This window comes from Domibacillus sp. A3M-37 (assembly GCF_024213455.1).
In the GTDB taxonomy this organism is placed as follows: Bacteria; Bacillota; Bacilli; order Bacillales; family Domibacillaceae; genus Domibacillus; species Domibacillus tundrae.
The window spans coordinates 40,409-57,854 of sequence record NZ_JANAVL010000004.1; the positions used below are offsets into that span (position 1 = coordinate 40,409).

At 44.2% G+C, this 17,446-nt stretch carries 16 protein-coding genes; 12 read left to right on the forward strand and 4 right to left on the reverse strand.

Translation table 11 applies throughout. The annotated features are described in order from the left end of the window. Window positions 1-26: 26 nt before the first annotated feature. The gene (locus tag NLX67_RS08565) at window positions 27-248 is read right to left on the reverse strand and encodes a DeoR family transcriptional regulator (RefSeq protein ID WP_045851690.1); all 222 of its coding nucleotides are present in this window, start codon (window positions 246-248) and stop codon (window positions 27-29) included. Window positions 249-576: 328 nt separating this feature from the next. On the opposite strand from NLX67_RS08565, the gene pepV reads away from it, so the two are divergent. Beyond that, window positions 577-1,986 carry a dipeptidase PepV gene (gene pepV / locus NLX67_RS08570; protein WP_254311395.1) on the forward strand — a complete coding sequence of 470 codons (1,410 nt, stop codon included), beginning with the start codon at window positions 577-579 and terminating at the stop codon, window positions 1,984-1,986. Between the two features lie 83 nt (window positions 1,987-2,069). Here pepV and cysK read toward each other — a convergent pair whose 3' ends face one another. Further along, window positions 2,070-3,002, reverse strand: a complete 933-nt coding sequence (gene cysK / locus NLX67_RS08575; RefSeq protein WP_046178537.1) for a cysteine synthase A — start codon at window positions 3,000-3,002, stop codon at window positions 2,070-2,072. Between the two features lie 147 nt (window positions 3,003-3,149). Between cysK and thpR the strand changes: the two genes are divergently transcribed. From thpR to trmB, 5 genes are all read left to right on the forward strand, one after another. After that, entirely contained in the window at window positions 3,150-3,719 is a 570-nt protein-coding gene (gene thpR / locus NLX67_RS08580; protein WP_254311397.1) for an RNA 2',3'-cyclic phosphodiesterase, read from the forward strand. Next, window positions 3,703-4,656 carry a nuclease-related domain-containing protein gene (locus tag NLX67_RS08585; protein WP_046178539.1) on the forward strand — a complete coding sequence of 318 codons (954 nt, stop codon included), beginning with the start codon at window positions 3,703-3,705 and terminating at the stop codon, window positions 4,654-4,656. Before thpR ends, NLX67_RS08585 begins: the two co-directional genes overlap by 17 nt. Beyond that, on the forward strand, window positions 4,657-6,792 hold the full coding sequence (gene pulA / locus NLX67_RS08590) for a type I pullulanase (RefSeq protein ID WP_254311399.1): 2,136 nt from the start codon (window positions 4,657-4,659) through the stop codon (window positions 6,790-6,792). A gap of 144 nt (window positions 6,793-6,936) precedes the next feature. After that, complete coding sequence (locus NLX67_RS08595; RefSeq protein ID WP_046178541.1) at window positions 6,937-7,764, forward strand: phosphotransferase family protein; 828 nt, start codon at window positions 6,937-6,939, stop codon at window positions 7,762-7,764. Further along, window positions 7,748-8,395: a tRNA (guanosine(46)-N7)-methyltransferase TrmB gene (gene trmB / locus NLX67_RS08600; RefSeq protein WP_254311401.1), complete on the forward strand. Its 648-nt coding sequence runs from the start codon at window positions 7,748-7,750 to the stop codon at window positions 8,393-8,395. The genes NLX67_RS08595 and trmB overlap by 17 nt, the downstream gene beginning before the upstream one ends. Window positions 8,396-8,694: 299 nt before the next feature. On the opposite strand, the gene NLX67_RS08605 is transcribed toward trmB, so the two are convergent. After that, complete coding sequence (locus NLX67_RS08605; protein ID WP_254311402.1) at window positions 8,695-9,015, reverse strand: hypothetical protein; 321 nt, start codon at window positions 9,013-9,015, stop codon at window positions 8,695-8,697. Between the two features lie 144 nt (window positions 9,016-9,159). Between NLX67_RS08605 and NLX67_RS08610 the strand changes: the two genes are divergently transcribed. From NLX67_RS08610 to murC, 4 genes are all read left to right on the forward strand, one after another. Then, on the forward strand, window positions 9,160-10,230 hold the full coding sequence (locus tag NLX67_RS08610; RefSeq protein ID WP_254311403.1) for a M42 family metallopeptidase: 1,071 nt from the start codon (window positions 9,160-9,162) through the stop codon (window positions 10,228-10,230). 17 nt (window positions 10,231-10,247) lie between these two features. Beyond that, window positions 10,248-11,048 carry a DUF1444 domain-containing protein gene (locus NLX67_RS08615; protein ID WP_254311405.1) on the forward strand — a complete coding sequence of 267 codons (801 nt, stop codon included), beginning with the start codon at window positions 10,248-10,250 and terminating at the stop codon, window positions 11,046-11,048. Window positions 11,049-11,168: 120 nt separating this feature from the next. Continuing rightward, on the forward strand, window positions 11,169-13,382 hold the full coding sequence (locus NLX67_RS08620) for a DNA translocase FtsK (protein WP_254311407.1): 2,214 nt from the start codon (window positions 11,169-11,171) through the stop codon (window positions 13,380-13,382). 158 nt (window positions 13,383-13,540) lie between these two features. Further along, entirely contained in the window at window positions 13,541-14,839 is a 1,299-nt protein-coding gene (gene murC / locus NLX67_RS08625) for a UDP-N-acetylmuramate--L-alanine ligase (protein WP_254311574.1), read from the forward strand. Window positions 14,840-14,899: 60 nt separating this feature from the next. Here the strand turns inward: murC and NLX67_RS08630 are convergent, their stop codons facing one another. Then, a complete protein-coding gene (locus tag NLX67_RS08630; protein ID WP_254311409.1) occupies window positions 14,900-16,015 on the reverse strand; it encodes an aminopeptidase in 1,116 nt (371 codons plus the stop codon). A 162-nt stretch (window positions 16,016-16,177) separates the two neighbouring features. Between NLX67_RS08630 and NLX67_RS08635 the strand changes: the two genes are divergently transcribed. Then, a complete protein-coding gene (locus NLX67_RS08635) occupies window positions 16,178-16,660 on the forward strand; it encodes a DUF948 domain-containing protein (RefSeq protein ID WP_254311412.1) in 483 nt (160 codons plus the stop codon). A 31-nt stretch (window positions 16,661-16,691) separates the two neighbouring features. After that, window positions 16,692-17,435: a YtxH domain-containing protein gene (locus tag NLX67_RS08640; RefSeq protein WP_254311414.1), complete on the forward strand. Its 744-nt coding sequence runs from the start codon at window positions 16,692-16,694 to the stop codon at window positions 17,433-17,435. Window positions 17,436-17,446 lie beyond the last annotated feature (11 nt).

Genomic DNA, 17,446 nt, shown 5'->3' on the forward strand with positions numbered 1-17,446 from the left:
GGGCAGCCGTTTTTGGTATAAAAATATTAGGATGTCATCCGAACTTTTTTTTCCGTGGTTGTCCATTTTCCGCGTGTTGGACTAAAAACAAGCTCATTGTAAGCCAGTACATTTAAGTCGCGTTGAATTGTTCGCGGGGTGATGCCAAATTCATCTACAATATCCTGCGTTGTCACAGTCCCATTTTCTTTAATGAACATATAGATGGATTTTATGCGAGTCAGCATTCGATTTGTAGTAGGCTTCAAAGAACCACTCCCTCATCTTTTTTCCCTGAGGCATACAACAACAGACGGCAGAAAATGATAATATGATTAAGCTGATTCAGACATCTCCTTTACAGCCTATTTTTATACAGGTGTTAAACTGTCTGACAATTACAGTGTACTGTATTTGTATAGAATTTGCTAGAAAAAACCGTTGAATTTACATGATGTTTACCCTTTTTTAATAATATTATGCCTTTAAACGGGAAAAATGTACGTAATTTTTCTATATGTTCTGAAAAATAATCTCTTGTAAAGGAATTAGTTAAAATGACTGTTCCCATGTAAAATGAAAAAGGGAGGAATGTTTATGCATACCATTGATTGGCGGGACGAAATAAAGAAACTCGAAGGTGGATTAATAAAAGACCTTCAAAAGCTCATTCAAATTCCAAGCGTCAAAAGCAATGAACGTACAGATGAAGCGCCATTTGGCAAAGAAGTCCGGCAAGCGCTCGACTTTATGCTTCAATTAGGAGAAAAAGATGGATTTACTCTAAAAAATGTTGGAAATGTCGCCGGTCATCTTGAAATGGGAGAAGGAGTTGACTTAATCGGCATCCTATGCCATGTCGATGTTGTGCCGGCAGGAGACGGCTGGTCTTACGAACCATTCGGCGGAGAAATAGAGAATGGCAAGCTTTTTGGCCGGGGAGCAATGGATGATAAAGGACCGACAATGGCTGCCTACTATGCGATGAAGGCCATAAAAGAATTGGGCATCCCTCTTGAAAAACGTGTCCGGATGATTATTGGAACTGATGAAGAAAGTGACTGGGAATGTGTGGATCGATACTTTGAAACGGAAGAAATGCCTCAATCCGGATTTGCGCCAGATGCAGACTTTCCGATTATTTTTGCTGAAAAAGGAATCGCGGATCTTCAGTTAAATATCAATGTTCCATCATCGACACAATCCGCTGTATCGGTTGAAGCTTTTCAAGCCGGCAGACGGTATAACATGGTGCCGGATCACGCCGTTGCCTCTGTTTGGATTGAACAGCAGCATACTTTATTTTTACAAAAATATACAGAATATATAAAAGATAATGAATTAGACGGTTCTTATTATATTGACAGTGGCATGGTTTTTCTCGAAATGAAAGGCATTTCTGCTCATGCGATGGAACCGGATCATGGGCAAAATGCAGCCTTGATGCTGGCCGCATTTTTAGTGAAAGAAGCCATTGACCCGGCTTCAGCCGCATATTTGCAATTTATTATCGATCAATTTGAGGGAGATACACGCGGGCAGCGTCTTGGCATCGCTATGACAGATCCTGAAATGGGCGATGTAACTGTAAACGCTGCTCTTTTCCGTTATGAAAAAGAGCAGGCGGCACAAATTGGCCTGAACGTCCGGTATCCGGTTTCATTTTTATTTGATCAAGAAATGAATGAGCTTAACAAAAGGCTGGAAAACGCTTCACTGCTTATTTTAAACAATAGCAAACCGCATTATATGAAGCCGGATGATCCTTTCATCGAAACGTTAAAACGTGTGTATAAAGAAGAAACGGGAGAAGAAGCAGAATTGCTTGCTATTGGCGGCGGCACGTATGCCCGTGCGTTAAAAACGGGTGTTGCTTTTGGCGCGTTGTTCCCGGGGCGAGAGGATGTCGCACATCAAAAAGATGAATACGCAATACTGGATGATTTGTTCCGGGCAGCCGCCATATACGCGCGGGCTATTGTCGAGCTCGCCGGAAAAAAAGAATAGAAAAAATCCCGCCAGTTAAACGGCGGGATTTTGTTAATTATTTAAACCATGAAAACGATACTTCTAAGCCGGCAGGGGAGGAGTTATTCATATTGAAAAACATCGGTCGATAAGTACCGTTCGCCCGTATCCGGTGCAATACAAATGACAATATCATTTTTAGTTAGTGTTTTAGCGACTTCAATCGCTGCGTAACATGTTGCTCCGCCTGATGGACCAATGAGGATGCCTTCTTCCGCGGCAAGACGGCGGGTAATCGTGTAAGCATCATCATCCTCTATCTTAAAAATGGAATCATACACATTTGTATTTAAAATATCGGGAATAAAGCCGGGGCTTGTACCGACTAATTTATGCTTGCCTGGCTTTCCGCCTGATAAGACAGGAGAGCCTGCGGGTTCCACAACATGGACCGCCAAATCGGGAAATTGTTTTTTTAATTCTTCACCTGTGCCGGTAATGGTACCGCCTGTACCGGCACTTGCGATAAATGCGGCGAGGTTTTTGCCGATTTGAGCAGCCGCTTCAGCGATTTCCGCGGAAGTCGTACCGCGGTGGGCGTCGGGGTTGGCCGGATTGTCAAATTGCATGGGAATGAAGCTGTTTGGCGTCGATTCTGCCAGCTCAATTGCTTTTTTAATCGAGCCGGGCATTTTATCATTCCCTGGCGTCAGCACAACCTCTGCGCCGTAGGCTTTTAAAATATTGATGCGTTCTTTCGACATCGTGTCGGGCATAACTAAGATCGCTTTGTAACCGTGCGCTGCTGCATTCATCGCGATGCCGATGCCCGTGTTACCGCTTGTCGGTTCAATAATCGTGGCACCCGGTTTCAGCTTGCCCGATTTTTCTGCCTCGACCATCATGTTATAGGCGGCACGGTCCTTTACACTTCTACTCGGGTTATAAAATTCTAATTTCACATATACGTCTGCTCCATGTTCAGGTGACAAACGCTGCAACTTAACAAGCGGTGTATCGCCAATTAAATCCGCTATATTGTTGACTACTTTCATTTAATGTCACCCTTTCTGTTCTTTGTTTATTAAAACACATTATCTAAACAATTCCAATGGAAATACAATGAATGAAAATGCCCGGCTTTTATTCTTTGTTTTTGGTAAACTAAAAGCAACGGCTGACCGAAAAGAGGAGTGTATGATATGCAGCCACATTATTTTTTTGCTATCGTTCTCCCCGATCATGTGAAAAAAATGATTGCGGATGAAATGAAAAAACGAAATGATCCGTTTAAACGAACTGTTCATCCAGAAGACTATCACCTGACATTAGCTTTTGTTGGGGCCGAGAAATTATCCGTCCTTCAAGAAGCTTGCAGCCTTATCAGTGAAGAAGTGAGTCGTACTCCAGCTTTTCCGATGAAACTTTCTTCATTAGGTACATTTGGCAAGAAGGCATCGCCCCGCATTTTCTGGATTGGAACGGATGAGCCGGCACCTCTTTTTCACGTGCAAAAAGAAGTAGCGGCAGCGTGCAGGAAGTCAGGTATTGATATTGATGAAAAACCATTTCGTCCTCACATTACAACGGCACGGAAATGGATCGGCCAGCAGCCATATTTCCCATCACAACTGCCGGACTGGCCGCCATTTTTTGTAACTGAAGTGGCTTTATACGAAACAAATACGTCTGCATTGCCAAAATATATAAAAAAATGGTCATGCACATTAGGTAAGTCGGGAGAGGGTACAAGCCATGGGGCAATTAATTAAGCTGCAGAATTATATATCGCGATACGAAAATGATGTTTTTCATTATCCTGCACAGTATGTGCGGCTTAAAAAGCAAGAGTGGGAGAAGTTTCACGCTCTTTGGGAACAGCGGCAAGATGCCGGATTACTGATTCCAGAACCGGGTGAGGGGGATGATTGGCTGCTGGAGGAACCGAAAGAAAAATATTCGTTATTTCGAGGCCTTTTTTCACGGAAAGAAAAACAGGCGGAAGCCGATCCCGAACCGCTGCAGGAGGAAGAGAACTTATTTTCTATCAATGAAACAGAATCAATCTATTTGAAAACGGAAGAGGATGCGAAAAAAGCGTTTATTGATAAGATGTATAATTTTCAAATTAAATGGGCGAGTTCCACGCTTTTACATCAGTCGCCGCTTGACCATAAATATTACGTCGATGAGCGGCTGCAGTTTTTATTGAAACGGCTGCCAGATACATTTCTTATGCTGTATGAACCGGTTTTTCGTTTTCAAAAAGCGGTCGTTGAGCTTGATGTGGTTATCATTACCCCGCTGCATATTTGGTGTGTTACTTTTTTAGAAGAGCAGGACGAAGCTGTTTTTGCAGGATCACCAGAGCGGTTTTGGGTGAAGAGGTTTGGCGCGGCAGAATCAAAAATTTTAAGCCCGGCTGTGTCACTGGCAAGAACGGAAAAAATCGTTAAAAAGCTTCTTCAGCATGACCAAGTAGATATGCCGATCCGAAAAGCTGTGTTTTCTCGAAACGGCTACATTGATGATCCAGCTGCGCCGGCAGACATACATTATATTGATAAGCGTGAATTTTATCACTGGTTTGACGAGATGAGGCAGTTATCATCGCCGCTGAAAACGATTCAGTTAAAGGCAGCCAAAGCACTGCTTGCCCACGCAGATACAGTCAGTTTGCGCCGCCCCGAATGGGAGGAGGAACTTTAAATGATTTCAACCCGTCCGTTTAACGCGTATTTGGACACATTAACAGAAGTGGCTGTTTTATTGCCGAATCATTACTATTCGGGAAAGTCGTCTGCTTTTTATATTGAAAGCGGCGGCAGTGTGACCAAAATGGATATTTTAAATATAGAAAAATTTGACACGATGATCAAGTATACGTGCCAAGTAAAAGAAATGCCGGAATTTGGCCGGGAGCATGTCATTTTAGATGAACGGCTCATGCGTACGGACCTGCAAATTGGCGGGGTCATCCGAACAGAAGAATTTGACCATCTATTTTATTATGAAGGGGAGCTTGGAAGTATCTATTCGCCGAAACTGACATCTTTTCGGGTATGGGCGCCAACAGCAACCGAAGCATTTGTGAAGTTTAAAGAAACAGCCGACAGCCCGCATCGCTATGTGCCAATGAGAAGAGGCCCGTCTGGCACATTTGAAGCAGATCTGGCTGAAAATGCGGAAGGGTATTTTTATCATTACCAAGTACGAATCAATAACATTTGGCATGAAGCTGTAGATCCCTATGCGAAAATGGTGTCAGTGCACAGCGAATGGGGCCGGGTTGTTGATGATGAAAAAATGATGGTGCCTAAATACGAGCTTCCGCCATTTTCATCGCCGCTTGATGCGATTATTTATGAAGCCTCTATTCGGGATTTATCAAGCCAGCGGGAAAGCGGGATTAAGCGGAGAGGATTGTATCTTGGTTTGACCGAAGAAGGAACACAAAGTCCGGACGGTCAACCGACGGGGCTTGACTATGTTGCATCTCTCGGTGTAACACATGTAGAGCTGCTGCCGTTTTTCGATTATTTCGGCGTGTCGGACGTTGATTTTTCCGCCAACTATAATTGGGGATACAACCCGCTGTTCTTTAACGTTCCGGAAGGCAGCTTCAGCACAGATCCCGTTGATTTGTATGCGAGGGCAGTTGAACTGAAACAAATGATTGAGGCGTTTCATAAAAAAGGGCTTCGTGTCATTATGGACGTCGTGTATAATCATGTATTCGTCCGTGAAACATCTTCGTTCGAACGGCTTGTCCCAGGCTACTTTTTCCGCCAGGGGCTGGATGGAATGCCGTCAAATGGGTCAGGCTGTGGAAATGATTTTGCTTCGGAGAGAAAAATGGGGCGTAAATTCATTCTTGATTCGCTTCATTACTGGATGGATGCTTATCATCTAGATGGCTTTCGCTTTGACTTGATGGGGCTGATCGACGTAGGAACGATTCAGCAGGCGGCCGCCCGCATCCGCCGCAATAAGCCGGATGCGGTTATTTTAGGAGAAGGATGGGATTTAAATACCGCTTTGCCATCGGAAAAAAAAGCGTCCATTCAAAATGAACAGGACTTAAGAGACATCGCTTTTTTTAATGACCGGTTTCGAGATTCAGTAAAAGGAAACACGTTTCAATTATTTGAACCGGGCTTTGCGTTTGGAAACAGCCAATTTTTAGATAACGCTTTTGCGGCACTAACAGCAAATGTCGGCTGCGCTGGTATTGACCGGTTGTTTCATTCACCGGCACAGTCTGTTAATTATGTAGAGTGCCATGACAACTACACGTTGTGGGATAAGCTTGAGGCGTGTTTCCCAGGAGACACAGAAGTGAACAGGAAAAAGCATTTGCTCGCGACATCCTTTGTACTTCTTTCACAGGGCATTCCATTTCTGCATGCAGGACAGGAATTTTGTCGCACAAAATATGGGGTGGAGAATAGCTACACGAGTTCGGATATGATCAATCAGATGGACTGGCGCCGACGCAGTGAGTATATTGATCATGTTCAATATATAAAAGGGCTGATTGAGCTGCGAAAGTCAACCGGTGCTTTTCGAATGAGAACAGAAGAAGCCATTTGCTATCATATGATCAAATGGCCTTCCAATTCCGACACATTAACTGTTTGGCTGAAAGATGTTGGTTCTTACGGAAAGTGGAATGATATAGTTGTCAGTTTCAATGCCGGCAGGGCTGTTTCAAGCTTTATACTGCCAGATGGAGAACAATGGAATCAAATTGTCTCTGGCACGCAGTCAGGAATAGATCCTATTGATGTGGCACGGGCTGACGCGGTTGTAGAATCATTTAGCTGCGCTGTTTTCGTCCGATAGAATGTTTTAGAAAGGAACTGGTCGAAAGCATAAATTCATGGTACAATACTTCATACGATATTAAGAACGATACGAGTAATAAAAAAGACAGCGATTGTTTTTCGAAGCGGCTGCTGTCTTTTTTTATGAAAAAGGTGAGTTTTTGTGGAACATTTTCTTGGCGGTGACTGGGAAATAACGCCTGCTGGAGGCGTAACAGGAAAAGCATTTTTTGCACGGCACGCTGGAAAAGAACTGTTTTTAAAACGGAATTCTTCTCCTTTCCTTGCCATGCTCTCAGCCGAAGGGATTGTCCCGAAGCTCGTCTGGACGAAGCGGCTTGAAAATGGAGATGTTATTTCTGCACAGCATTGGATGAATGGACGCGAACTTGTACCAGAAGAAATGGAGTCCGAGCGTGTGGCCCGGCTGATGGGGAAAATTCATTCATCCAAACCGCTTTTAAATATGCTGAAGCGGCTTGGAAAACAGCCAGTTTTGCCGGCAGCGACATTATCCGATATCCGCTCCCGCACCAATCTGATCTCAGCACATCCAGTTGTAGCTGATGCAGTACACTTTTTGGAAGAACAGCTGCCAAATGTACCGGATTATCAATTTGTCGTTTGTCATACGGACGTGAATCATCATAACTGGCTGCTTTCTGATCAGGATGAGCTATTTTTAATTGACTGGGATGGAGCGATGATTGCGGACCCGGCGATCGACCTGGGAACGCTGTTGTTTGGCTACGTGAAACGAGAAAATTGGACAGGCTGGCTGTCACAATATGGTCTGGCGTTGACCCCGGATTTTTTCCATCGAATGAAATGGTATGCGGCTGCACAGCTGCTTTTGTCGATCGAGTGGAACCGGGAAAAAACCCGCTTTCATGATATGAACCGAAGTCTTGCCTCTTTGCATCGATTAATGGGGGCGGAGTACAATTTATTTGGAAATGGAGAGAACAAGCAAGATGCGTTTAAGAAATAAACCGTGGGCGCGTGAGAAAATCAATGCGTACCCGCAATATATTATCCCGCAGCCTGAGGAAGCAAAAGGGCGCTGGAATGAATTTTTTGGCAATGACAACCCAATCCATATTGAGGTGGGCACGGGAAAAGGCCAGTTTGTAACAGGCATGGCAAAACAAAACCCGCATATTAACTATATTGGCATTGAGATGTATGAAAGTGTTATTATCACGGCGCTGGACCGGCTTATTGAAGCAGACTTGCCAAACATGAAGCTTTTAGACGTGGACGGAGCGAAGCTGATGAATTACTTTGAAAAAGGGGAAGTCAGCCGCGTTTATTTAAACTTTTCCGATCCATGGCCGAAAACGCGCCATGCAAAACGCCGGTTAATGTATAAAACGTTTTTAAGCTTGTATGAATCGATTATGCCGGATGACGGCGAAGTCCATTTCAAAACAGATAACCAAGGCTTATTTGAATTTTCACTGAAAAGTTTTTCGGAATACGGCATGCTTTTAACATTTGTCAGCCTGGATTTGCATAATAGCGGGTATGAGGGCAATGTGATGACTGAATATGAAGAGAAATTTTCAGCAAAAGGCCAGCGTATTTATCGATCAGAAGCAAAATTTCAGCCTCGCGTATAGAAAAGCGCAAGGTGCCTGCTTATCGGCGGCAAGCACTGGCGGAGGCGCTTTTTGCCTCCAGAAGGGCTTGTCTGGGTAAATGGAACAAAAGCTAAGAACGCGGCATCGTGCCGCCGCGCTTCAACGCTGCCACGTCCTGTGGCAGTCGCCCGACTAGATCATCCGGATCGTCGCAACGCTTTTGTGACCCACATCCTGTGGACCTCGATGGCGCCTGGAGCTGGACCACGTCCAAAATATATTCTTTTTTGTCTTTTAAAAAATCCCAAACAGATTCAATCTGTTTGGGATTTTTTTAATTATACAGGCTGAACGTGCAGCAGCGTGCCGGTTTTAGCATCTGCAGAGAACTCAAATTGTTCGTTTCCGGTTTCGCCAGGACGTGAAATGCCGCCTTTATAAACAAGTGCGGGAAAGCCGTTTCTGTCAATTTGTTCTGGCTTCATTTGAATCCATGAGCCATCGACCGGCCCGTTTTGTTTAAATGTATCTTTCACTTTTTTTAATACTTTTTCAGGCGGAACATTCATTGATTCGGACGTTTGTTTTTGAATCAAAACGGCTGCGGCTGCTCCTGCGGCTGCGCCGATCAAAAAAGCAGTTCGATCACATTTTATCATGTTGAAACCCCCTGGTTATCTAGTAGATTGCTCTTATAGTATACAAGAAGTTCTGATTGAAGAAAACTAAAATGCGCTTCATTCCACCTTCGTGTTCATTTCCGGTATAATGAACAAAAGACAGGAGCGGGAGGAATCAGACCAATGAATCAAGAAACAAAAGATATGTTTAAAACGCTGACAGAACTGCCAGGCGCGCCGGGAAACGAGCATGCGGTGCGGGCATTTATGAAAAGAGAAATGGAACCGTATGCGGATTCAATTATTCAAGACCACTTGGGCAGCTTGTTTGGCGTGAAAAATGGAGATGAAAATGGTCCGCGCGTTATGGTTGCCGGTCATATGGATGAAGTAGCGTTTATGGTAACAGCAATTACCGAAAACGGCATGATCCGCTTTCAAACGCTAGGGGGCTGGTGGAACCAGACAATGCTTGCTCAGCGTGTCTGTATTTATACGAAAAACGGTCCAATCGAAGGAGTTATCTCGTCTACACCGCCGCATTTATTAACAGAAGATCAGCGTAATAAGCCAATGCAAATTAAAAACATGCAAATTGATATTGGCGCGGACGATAAAGCCGATGCGGTATCAATCGGAGTAAAGCCGGGTCAGTCTATTTTGCCGGTATCACCGTTTACGCTGCTCGCTAATCCGAAGAAAATCATGGCGAAAGCATGGGATAACCGATACGGCTGCGGACTGGCCGTGGAGCTGTTAAAAGAGCTGGAAGGGAAAGCCCTGCCGAACATGCTTTATTCCGGGGCAACGGTTCAAGAAGAAGTGGGTCTTCGCGGTGCACAGACGGCGGCTCATTTAATAAATCCGGATATCTTTTTTGCTCTCGATGCAAGCCCTGCCAACGATGCGTCAGGAGACAAAAATGAATTTGGACAGCTTGGCAAAGGGCTGCTGCTCCGTATTTTTGACCGATCGATGGTGACACATGGCGGCATGCGTGACTTTGTGCTGGATACAGCAGAATCAAACAATATTCCGTACCAGTACTTTGTTTCACCAGGCGGGACGGACGCCGGACGCGTCCATACAACAGGAAGCGGTGTCCCGAGTGCGGTCATAGGAATTTGTTCACGCTACATTCACACGCATTCATCGATTATTCATACGGACGATTATGATGCGGCAAAAGAACTGCTCGTAAAACTTGTCTCCAAAATGGACAAGACGACCGCGAATACGATTAAGCAATATTAACGGAAAGGAGAACATAAATGTCCACGATAAAATTAAAACGGGCGCTTGAAGAAGCGCTCCAACAGCCCAACCGGACGATTGTATTTGACCGGGAGAAAGAGGAAATGCGCATTGAAAACAGTGAAACGAAAAAAGGAGTCACTGTAACACTTGGCGGAATTTTGGCTAAATTTGAAGGGAACGTTCAAAAAGCGGCGGAAGAAACGGTATATTATGTTAACGAAGCGCTCAATGCGTTTGATGGCGCCGGCAAAGAAGAACAAAAAGAAAAAAGGATTTTTCCAGTTATCCGCTCAGCCTCTTTTCCAATAGAAGCAGAGGAAGGCGTGCCGCTTTTTTATGATGAGCATACAGCTGAAACCCGTATTTATTATGCGGTTGACCTTGGCTCAACATATCGCTTAATTGATGAAAAGCTCATGGCGAAAGAAAAGTGGTCAGCAGATCAAATTCGTGAAATTGCGCGCTTTAATCTGCGTTCCCTGCCGCTTGAAATGAAACAAGACACCGTGGCTGGAAATGTGTTCTATTTCTTGAATTCAAATGATGGATATGATGCCACTCGTATTTTAAACGATCGGTTTTTAAAAGATATGAGTGACAAAATAGAAGGCGATATGACCGTATCCGTTCCGCATGGCGACGTTCTTATTATTGGCGACATTCGTAATGAAACGGGCTATGACATTTTAGCGCAAATGGCGATGAGCTTTTTCGCAGCCGGACGTATTCCGATTACGGCACTTTCATTTGTTTACGAAGGCGGGCATCTCGAACCGATCTTTATTTTAGCGAAAAACCGTCCGCACAAAGACTGACTTCTTTGGCGGACGGTCTTTTTCATCCCCATCTATTTTCCCAAAATGTCGTTTTTCTGTTAACAAATCGTGTATAGTTGGTACAATGAAAAAGACTTTAAGGAGAAAGAGTGGTTATGGATGAGTATGCTGAAAAAAATTCTCTCCTATTTTAGAGAAGAAATCGAAATCATTGAAGAAGTCGAAATAAAACCAAATGATAGAAAACAAGAAGAAGCGCAGCCGGAAAAAGTAGAAGAAAAGCGCCCGGACCCTTCTGCACCCTTTGCACAAAAGCGGTTCGTCCCACTGAATCCATCCGTCCAGCAGATTTCAACACGTGTCGCGTATCGGTATCCAACGGTTAAGCGGGGCAATCACGAAGAAGTACCACGCCGGAATCGTTCGAATCGAACCGAGCCTAAACAGGAAACACCATCCGATCTGTCAGGAAGTGAGCATCCGCGTCAATCAGTCTATACACCCGCACCGCGTGTCGCGCCACGTCCGTTTAAACCAACGGAAATCCCGTCACCGATTTACGGATTCCGGGCCCGTCCGGTTAAAGAAGATGCGCGCAGCGTCCGCAGTGAAGAGCGGGAAAAAACAAATGAACCACTTTTGCTGTTTACAAAGGAGCAGTCAAAGCGCCCTCTTGAACGCCAAAAGGCGGTGCCGAAAGAACAAGCGGAGATGCCGATGGAAAAGCCACTTCCAGTAGTGGAAAAGCCGGCACCTGTCTATAATGAAGGCGGCAAGCTTCCGCCGCCAGCTGCTCACGCTGAGAAAACACGGGAACGGCGCCATTCGCCGTTTAATGTTGTGATGCTGAAAAAAGACCGTGAGAAAGTGGGCAAACCGGCATTAAAACAACAGTCAGCACCGGCACCGAAAGAAGAAAAACCGCTTCCGCCCGTTCAATCTGTTTTAACAGGCAAAATAGATCGTCCGCCGCTGTCGTTTCTGACACCACCCGCTAAAAAAACAACGGATAATAGGTGGATACAGGAAAAATCAGCGCTATTAAATGAAACGTTAAAAAGCTTTAATATTGATGCGCACGTTACGGGCGTGACGACGGGTCCGTCCATTACGCGCTTCGAAGTGACGCCGGCAATCGGTGTGAAAGTAAGCAAAATTGTTAGTTTAACAGACGATATTAAACGCAGCCTTGCTGCACGGACCATTCGAATTGAAGCCCCGATTCCAGGTACGCAAGTTGTTGGCATTGAGCTGCCAAATGAAGAGAGCCGACCGGTGTTTATCAGTGAAATTATTGGGCACAACAGTTTTCAAATGGCAAAGTCTCCGCTTGCTTCAGCGCTGGGTCTTGATATCGCAGGAAAACCAGTCGTACTGGATTTGCAAAAAATGCCACATGGATTAATTGCGGGTGCAACTGGATCTGGAAAAAGCGTCTGCATTAATTCGATTTTAGTCAGTCTTTTGTATAAAGCAGCGCCGCATGAACTAAAACTGCTGCTCATTGATCCGAAAATGGTCGAGCTTACGCCTTATAACGGCATTCCGCATTTGGCGAGCCCGGTTATCACCGACGTGAAAGCCGCCACTGCTGCGCTTAAATGGGCAGTGGAGGAAATGGAGCGCCGCTATCAACTTTTTGTTCATGCCGGCGTGCGTGATATGGCATCGTATAATACAAAAGTGAGCCAATCTGAATTTAATGAGCCGCATTTGCCGTATCTGGTCATTGTTATTGATGAATTAGCGGATTTAATGATGATGGCACCAGGCGAAGTAGAGGAGTCCATTTGCCGGATTGCGCAAAAAGCACGAGCATGCGGCATTCATTTAATTGTCGCTACGCAGCGTCCGTCTGTTGATGTTATCACGGGCTTAATTAAAGCGAACATCCCGACACGAATCGCTTTTTCCGTTTCTTCACAAATTGATTCACGCACTATTTTGGATAAAGTAGGTGCGGAAAAATTGCTTGGAAAAGGCGACATGCTTTTTTTAGATAACGGGGCAAGTGAATCGATCCGCCTGCAAGGCACATTCGTTACAAATGAAGAAATTGATGCAGTGGTCCGTTTCGCCAGCGGACAACAAAAACCGAATTATTTATTTAAACAGGAAGAACTGCTGCAAAAAACAGCTATTCATGATGAAGAAGATGAATTATTTCAAGAAGCGTGTGAACTTGTTGTCCGCCAAGGCGGCGCCTCCACTTCCATGTTGCAGAGGAATTTAAAAGTAGGCTATAATCGTGCAGCACGTCTCATTGAAATGATGGAAGAGAAAGGTCTTGTGTCCGGACAGCGGGCTGGACGGCCAAGGGAAGTTCTCGTTTCAGAAGAAGAATTTTTTGCGTATTTAGAGGAATCGAATTAATAAACCGGTGCCTTTGCACCGGTTTTTTTCGGGGAATAGTCACGTTTTGAAAAAAGTGCTATAATGGACAAATGCAATGATTGACTGCCAGCCGTTTCAAATGAAGCGGCACTACATATACTACATGTAAAAGGCTAGAGAATGCTGGAGGTTTAATGATGACAACCTATCATTTTGTTGGAATAAAAGGCTCTGGAATGAGTGCCCTTGCCCATATTCTTCATGACAAAGGATATGCCGTGCAGGGATCGGACGTAGAAAAAACATTTTTTACACAAAAAGCGCTTGAAGAAGCAGGCATTTTAATTTTGCCATTTAATGCAGATAATATTCAAGAAGGCATGACCGTTATTGCGGGAAATGCATTTGGAGAAGATCACGAAGAAATTAAACGCGCACAAGAAATGAATGTACCGGTCATCCGCTATCATACATTTTTAGGCGATTTCATTCAAAACTTTACCAGTGTTGCGATTACAGGTTCGCACGGGAAAACATCGACAACCGGCTTAATGGCACACGTTGTGAGCGGCGCAGCACCGACGTCTTATTTAATTGGAGACGGAACGGGGCATGGGGCGAAAGACGCGGTATATTTCGCATTTGAAGCGTGTGAATACCGCCGCCACTTCTTATCCTATTCGCCGGATTATGCGGTTATGACAAACATCGATTTCGATCATCCGGATTATTTTGCTGACGTGCAGGACGTTGTGTCTGCGTTCCAGCAAATGGCGATGCAAGTGAAAAAAGCTATTTTTGCATGCGGCGATGATGAATATTTACAAGGCATTCAAGCAAATGTACCCGTTGTTTTTTATGGCTTTGGTGACGAAAACGATTTTCAGGCACGCAACACGTCTTTTAATGAAAACGGAACGACATTTGATGTATTTGTCCGAAATGAATTTTATGCGACATTCCGCATCCCTGGCTACGGGGATCATAACATTTTGAACGCGTTATCTGTGATTGGTCTTTGCCATTACGAAGAAATCGATACAGATATTGTAAAAGAACGCCTGCTTACGTTTTCGGGAGTAAAGCGACGTTTTTCCGAGAAACAAGCAGGCGGCCAGGTGCTGATTGATGATTATGCACATCATCCGACTGAGATTCGTGCGACAGTTAATGCGGCACGCCAAAAATACCCGAATCGGGAAATCGTGGCCGTATTCCAGCCGCATACATTTTCGCGTACGCAAACGTTTCTTGATGAATTCGCGGACAGCTTGAATAAAGCGGACGCGGTTTATTTATGCGATATTTTTGGTTCGGCTCGTGAAAATCACGGTAAGTTAACCATTGAAGATCTTCAAGAGAAGATTCCAGGTGCCAGGTTAATAAAAGAAGATAGTACAGAGGTGCTAAAAGAGCATCAAAACAGCGTCCTCATTTTTATGGGCGCCGGTGATATTCAAAAGTTTCAGGCAGCTTACGAAGAACAGCTTGCTTAATACGAAAAAAACGCCTTTGCCGGGATGCCGGAAAGGGCGTTTTTTCGTGAGCAAATCCGCTTATTTTAGGTTTTCCGGATTCAATCCTTCTAATTCTGGCAGCACAAACCGTCCATCTTTACGAATTAATACGTCATCAAACCAAATTTCGCCGCCGCCGTATTCCGGACGCTGGATGTTGACCATATCCCAATGAATATTGGAATGGTTGCCGTTATATGCTTCTTCGTAGCACTCACCCGGTGTGAAGTGGAAGCTGCCGTCGATTTTTTCATCAAATAAAATATCCTGCATCGGATGAAGAATGTGTGGATTGACGCCAATTGCAAATTCGCCAATGTAACGGGCGCCTTCATCTGTATCAAAAATATCGTTAATGCGCTTTGCATCATTTGCATGAGCGTCGATAATTTTGCCATTTTCAAACCGAAGCTTTACGTTCTCAAAGGTAAAGCCATTATATGGAGATGGGGTATTATATGAAATGACACCGTTGACAGAATCCCGCACAGGCGCTGTATACACTTCTCCATCTGGAATATTTAAGCGGCCCGCGCATTTAATAGCCGGAATATTCTTAATGGAAAACGTTAAGTCGGTTCCCGGCCCTTTCAGCTGTACTTTATCGGTCCGATTCATTACCTCGACAAGAGGATCCATCGCTGTATCCATTTTGCTGTAGTCAAGGTTGCATACGTCAAAATAAAAATCCTCAAATGCATCGGTGCTCATTTTGGCAAGCTGAGCCATCGATGGTGTTGGATAGCGGAGCACGACCCATTTTGTTTTTGGGACCCGAATATCACGATGCACTTTCTTGCCGATCGTATTGCCGTGAATTTGCACTTTCTCTGCCGGCACGTCCGCCTGCTCATTTATATTATCTCCAGCACGAAGGCCGATATAAGCGTCCATTTCTTTCATGACATTCGCTTCAAAATCAGCCATTAAATCGTATTGACCTTCTTGAGCCCCCATTAAAAGCGATCGGTCTACCCGATGGTCTTTTAACAGCACGTATGGCCAGCCGCCCGCTTTATAAGCTTCATCGACTAGCGCAGTTACAAGTTCGCGCTGCAGGCCAAAGTTTTCTATCAGCACTTTTTCGCCAGGCTGAATTTGGCAAGAGTAGTTGATTAAGTTAGCCGCAAGCGTTTGAATACGTGAATCTTTCATAATAAATCCTCCTCCTGATCTTCTCTATTGTACGATTTAGGGAAACTTTGTGCAAAAAGAAGGAAATTCTCTTGTAAAAAAAGAAATAAGTAATTTAGTGTTTATAATTTTAGCCACTGGGTAATTTTATTACATAAACAATAACGTTGGAGGTGTCCCGGAGTGGAAATTATTCTTTACTTAAGCGCGGCGGTTGCGGCAATCGCGTTTTTGATTTTGGTCCTTAACTTGTCCAAAACATTAAAATCAGTCGACAATACGCTCGACACGCTGTCCCGTACAGTAGACCGACTGGAAGGGCAATTAAAAGATGTGACAGCGGAAACCGCACAGCTGCTGCATAAAACAAATGCGTTAGCTGAGGATGTGCAGCATAAAACCGAACAGCTGAATACAGTCGTTTACGCTGTTAAAGATGTCGGTTCATCTGTTCATAACTTGAATCATTCGTTGAAAAAAGTGACAACGACTGTTGCTTCACAAATGGAAAAAAACCAGTTCAAAATTTCCCAGGCTGTTCAGTGGGGGAATGTTATAAAACAAATGGTTGATAAATTCAAGGAAGACAAACAAAAAACGGATGCGCAGCCATCAGCCGGGCGTACGAAAGCTCTTCCGGCACCAGCTTATAAAAATAATCAATAAAAAAGAATAATTAGAAGAGGAGCGTTTATTCATGAGAAACAAAAACACATATGACCAATTTAATATTAAAAAAAATGGCGTCAATACACCCCAGCAGACACAATACGACAGCTTTGATTTAAATGCAGATCGTTATCAGTATGAAGATACAATGAATACGAAAGATTTTATTATCGGCGCATTGTTCGGTGCGATTGTCGGTGCAGCAGCGGCGCTTATGATGGCGCCTAAGTCAGGCACAGAGCTTCGCAGCGACTTAAATTCCCAAGCTGGTTCCTTAAAAGAGCGTGCCAGCGGATTGACAGATACAGCGAAAGACAAAACATCCATGCTGACAAGTGCAGTCCAAGAAAAATCGACGGCGATTGTGGATAAAGTAAAATCATTGAAATCATCTGATGATTCTGGCTCAATTGACTCAGAAAAAGCAGAAGATAAAAAAGAAGAAGCAAAGTCTCTAGTAGATAACGCAGCGGAAGCTGTAAAGAACAAGGTGGATACAACAGCTGACACAGCGAAAACAAAGCTTGATGAAACGAAAAAAGCGTTTGACGAAGCAGAAAAAGCAAAAAACAGCTCCGATCAAAAAAGCGATACTTCATCAAAACCGGCATCAGAAGGCTGGGTGGACCCGGTTGATAAAGGAATCAATGAGAAAAAGAAAAACGGCGGCTTGAACAATAACAACGGTAACAACAACAACGGTAATAACAATAACGGTAATAACAACAATAACAACAATAATAATCAAAGCAAAAAATTTAATAACAAGTAATGAAAAGCCGG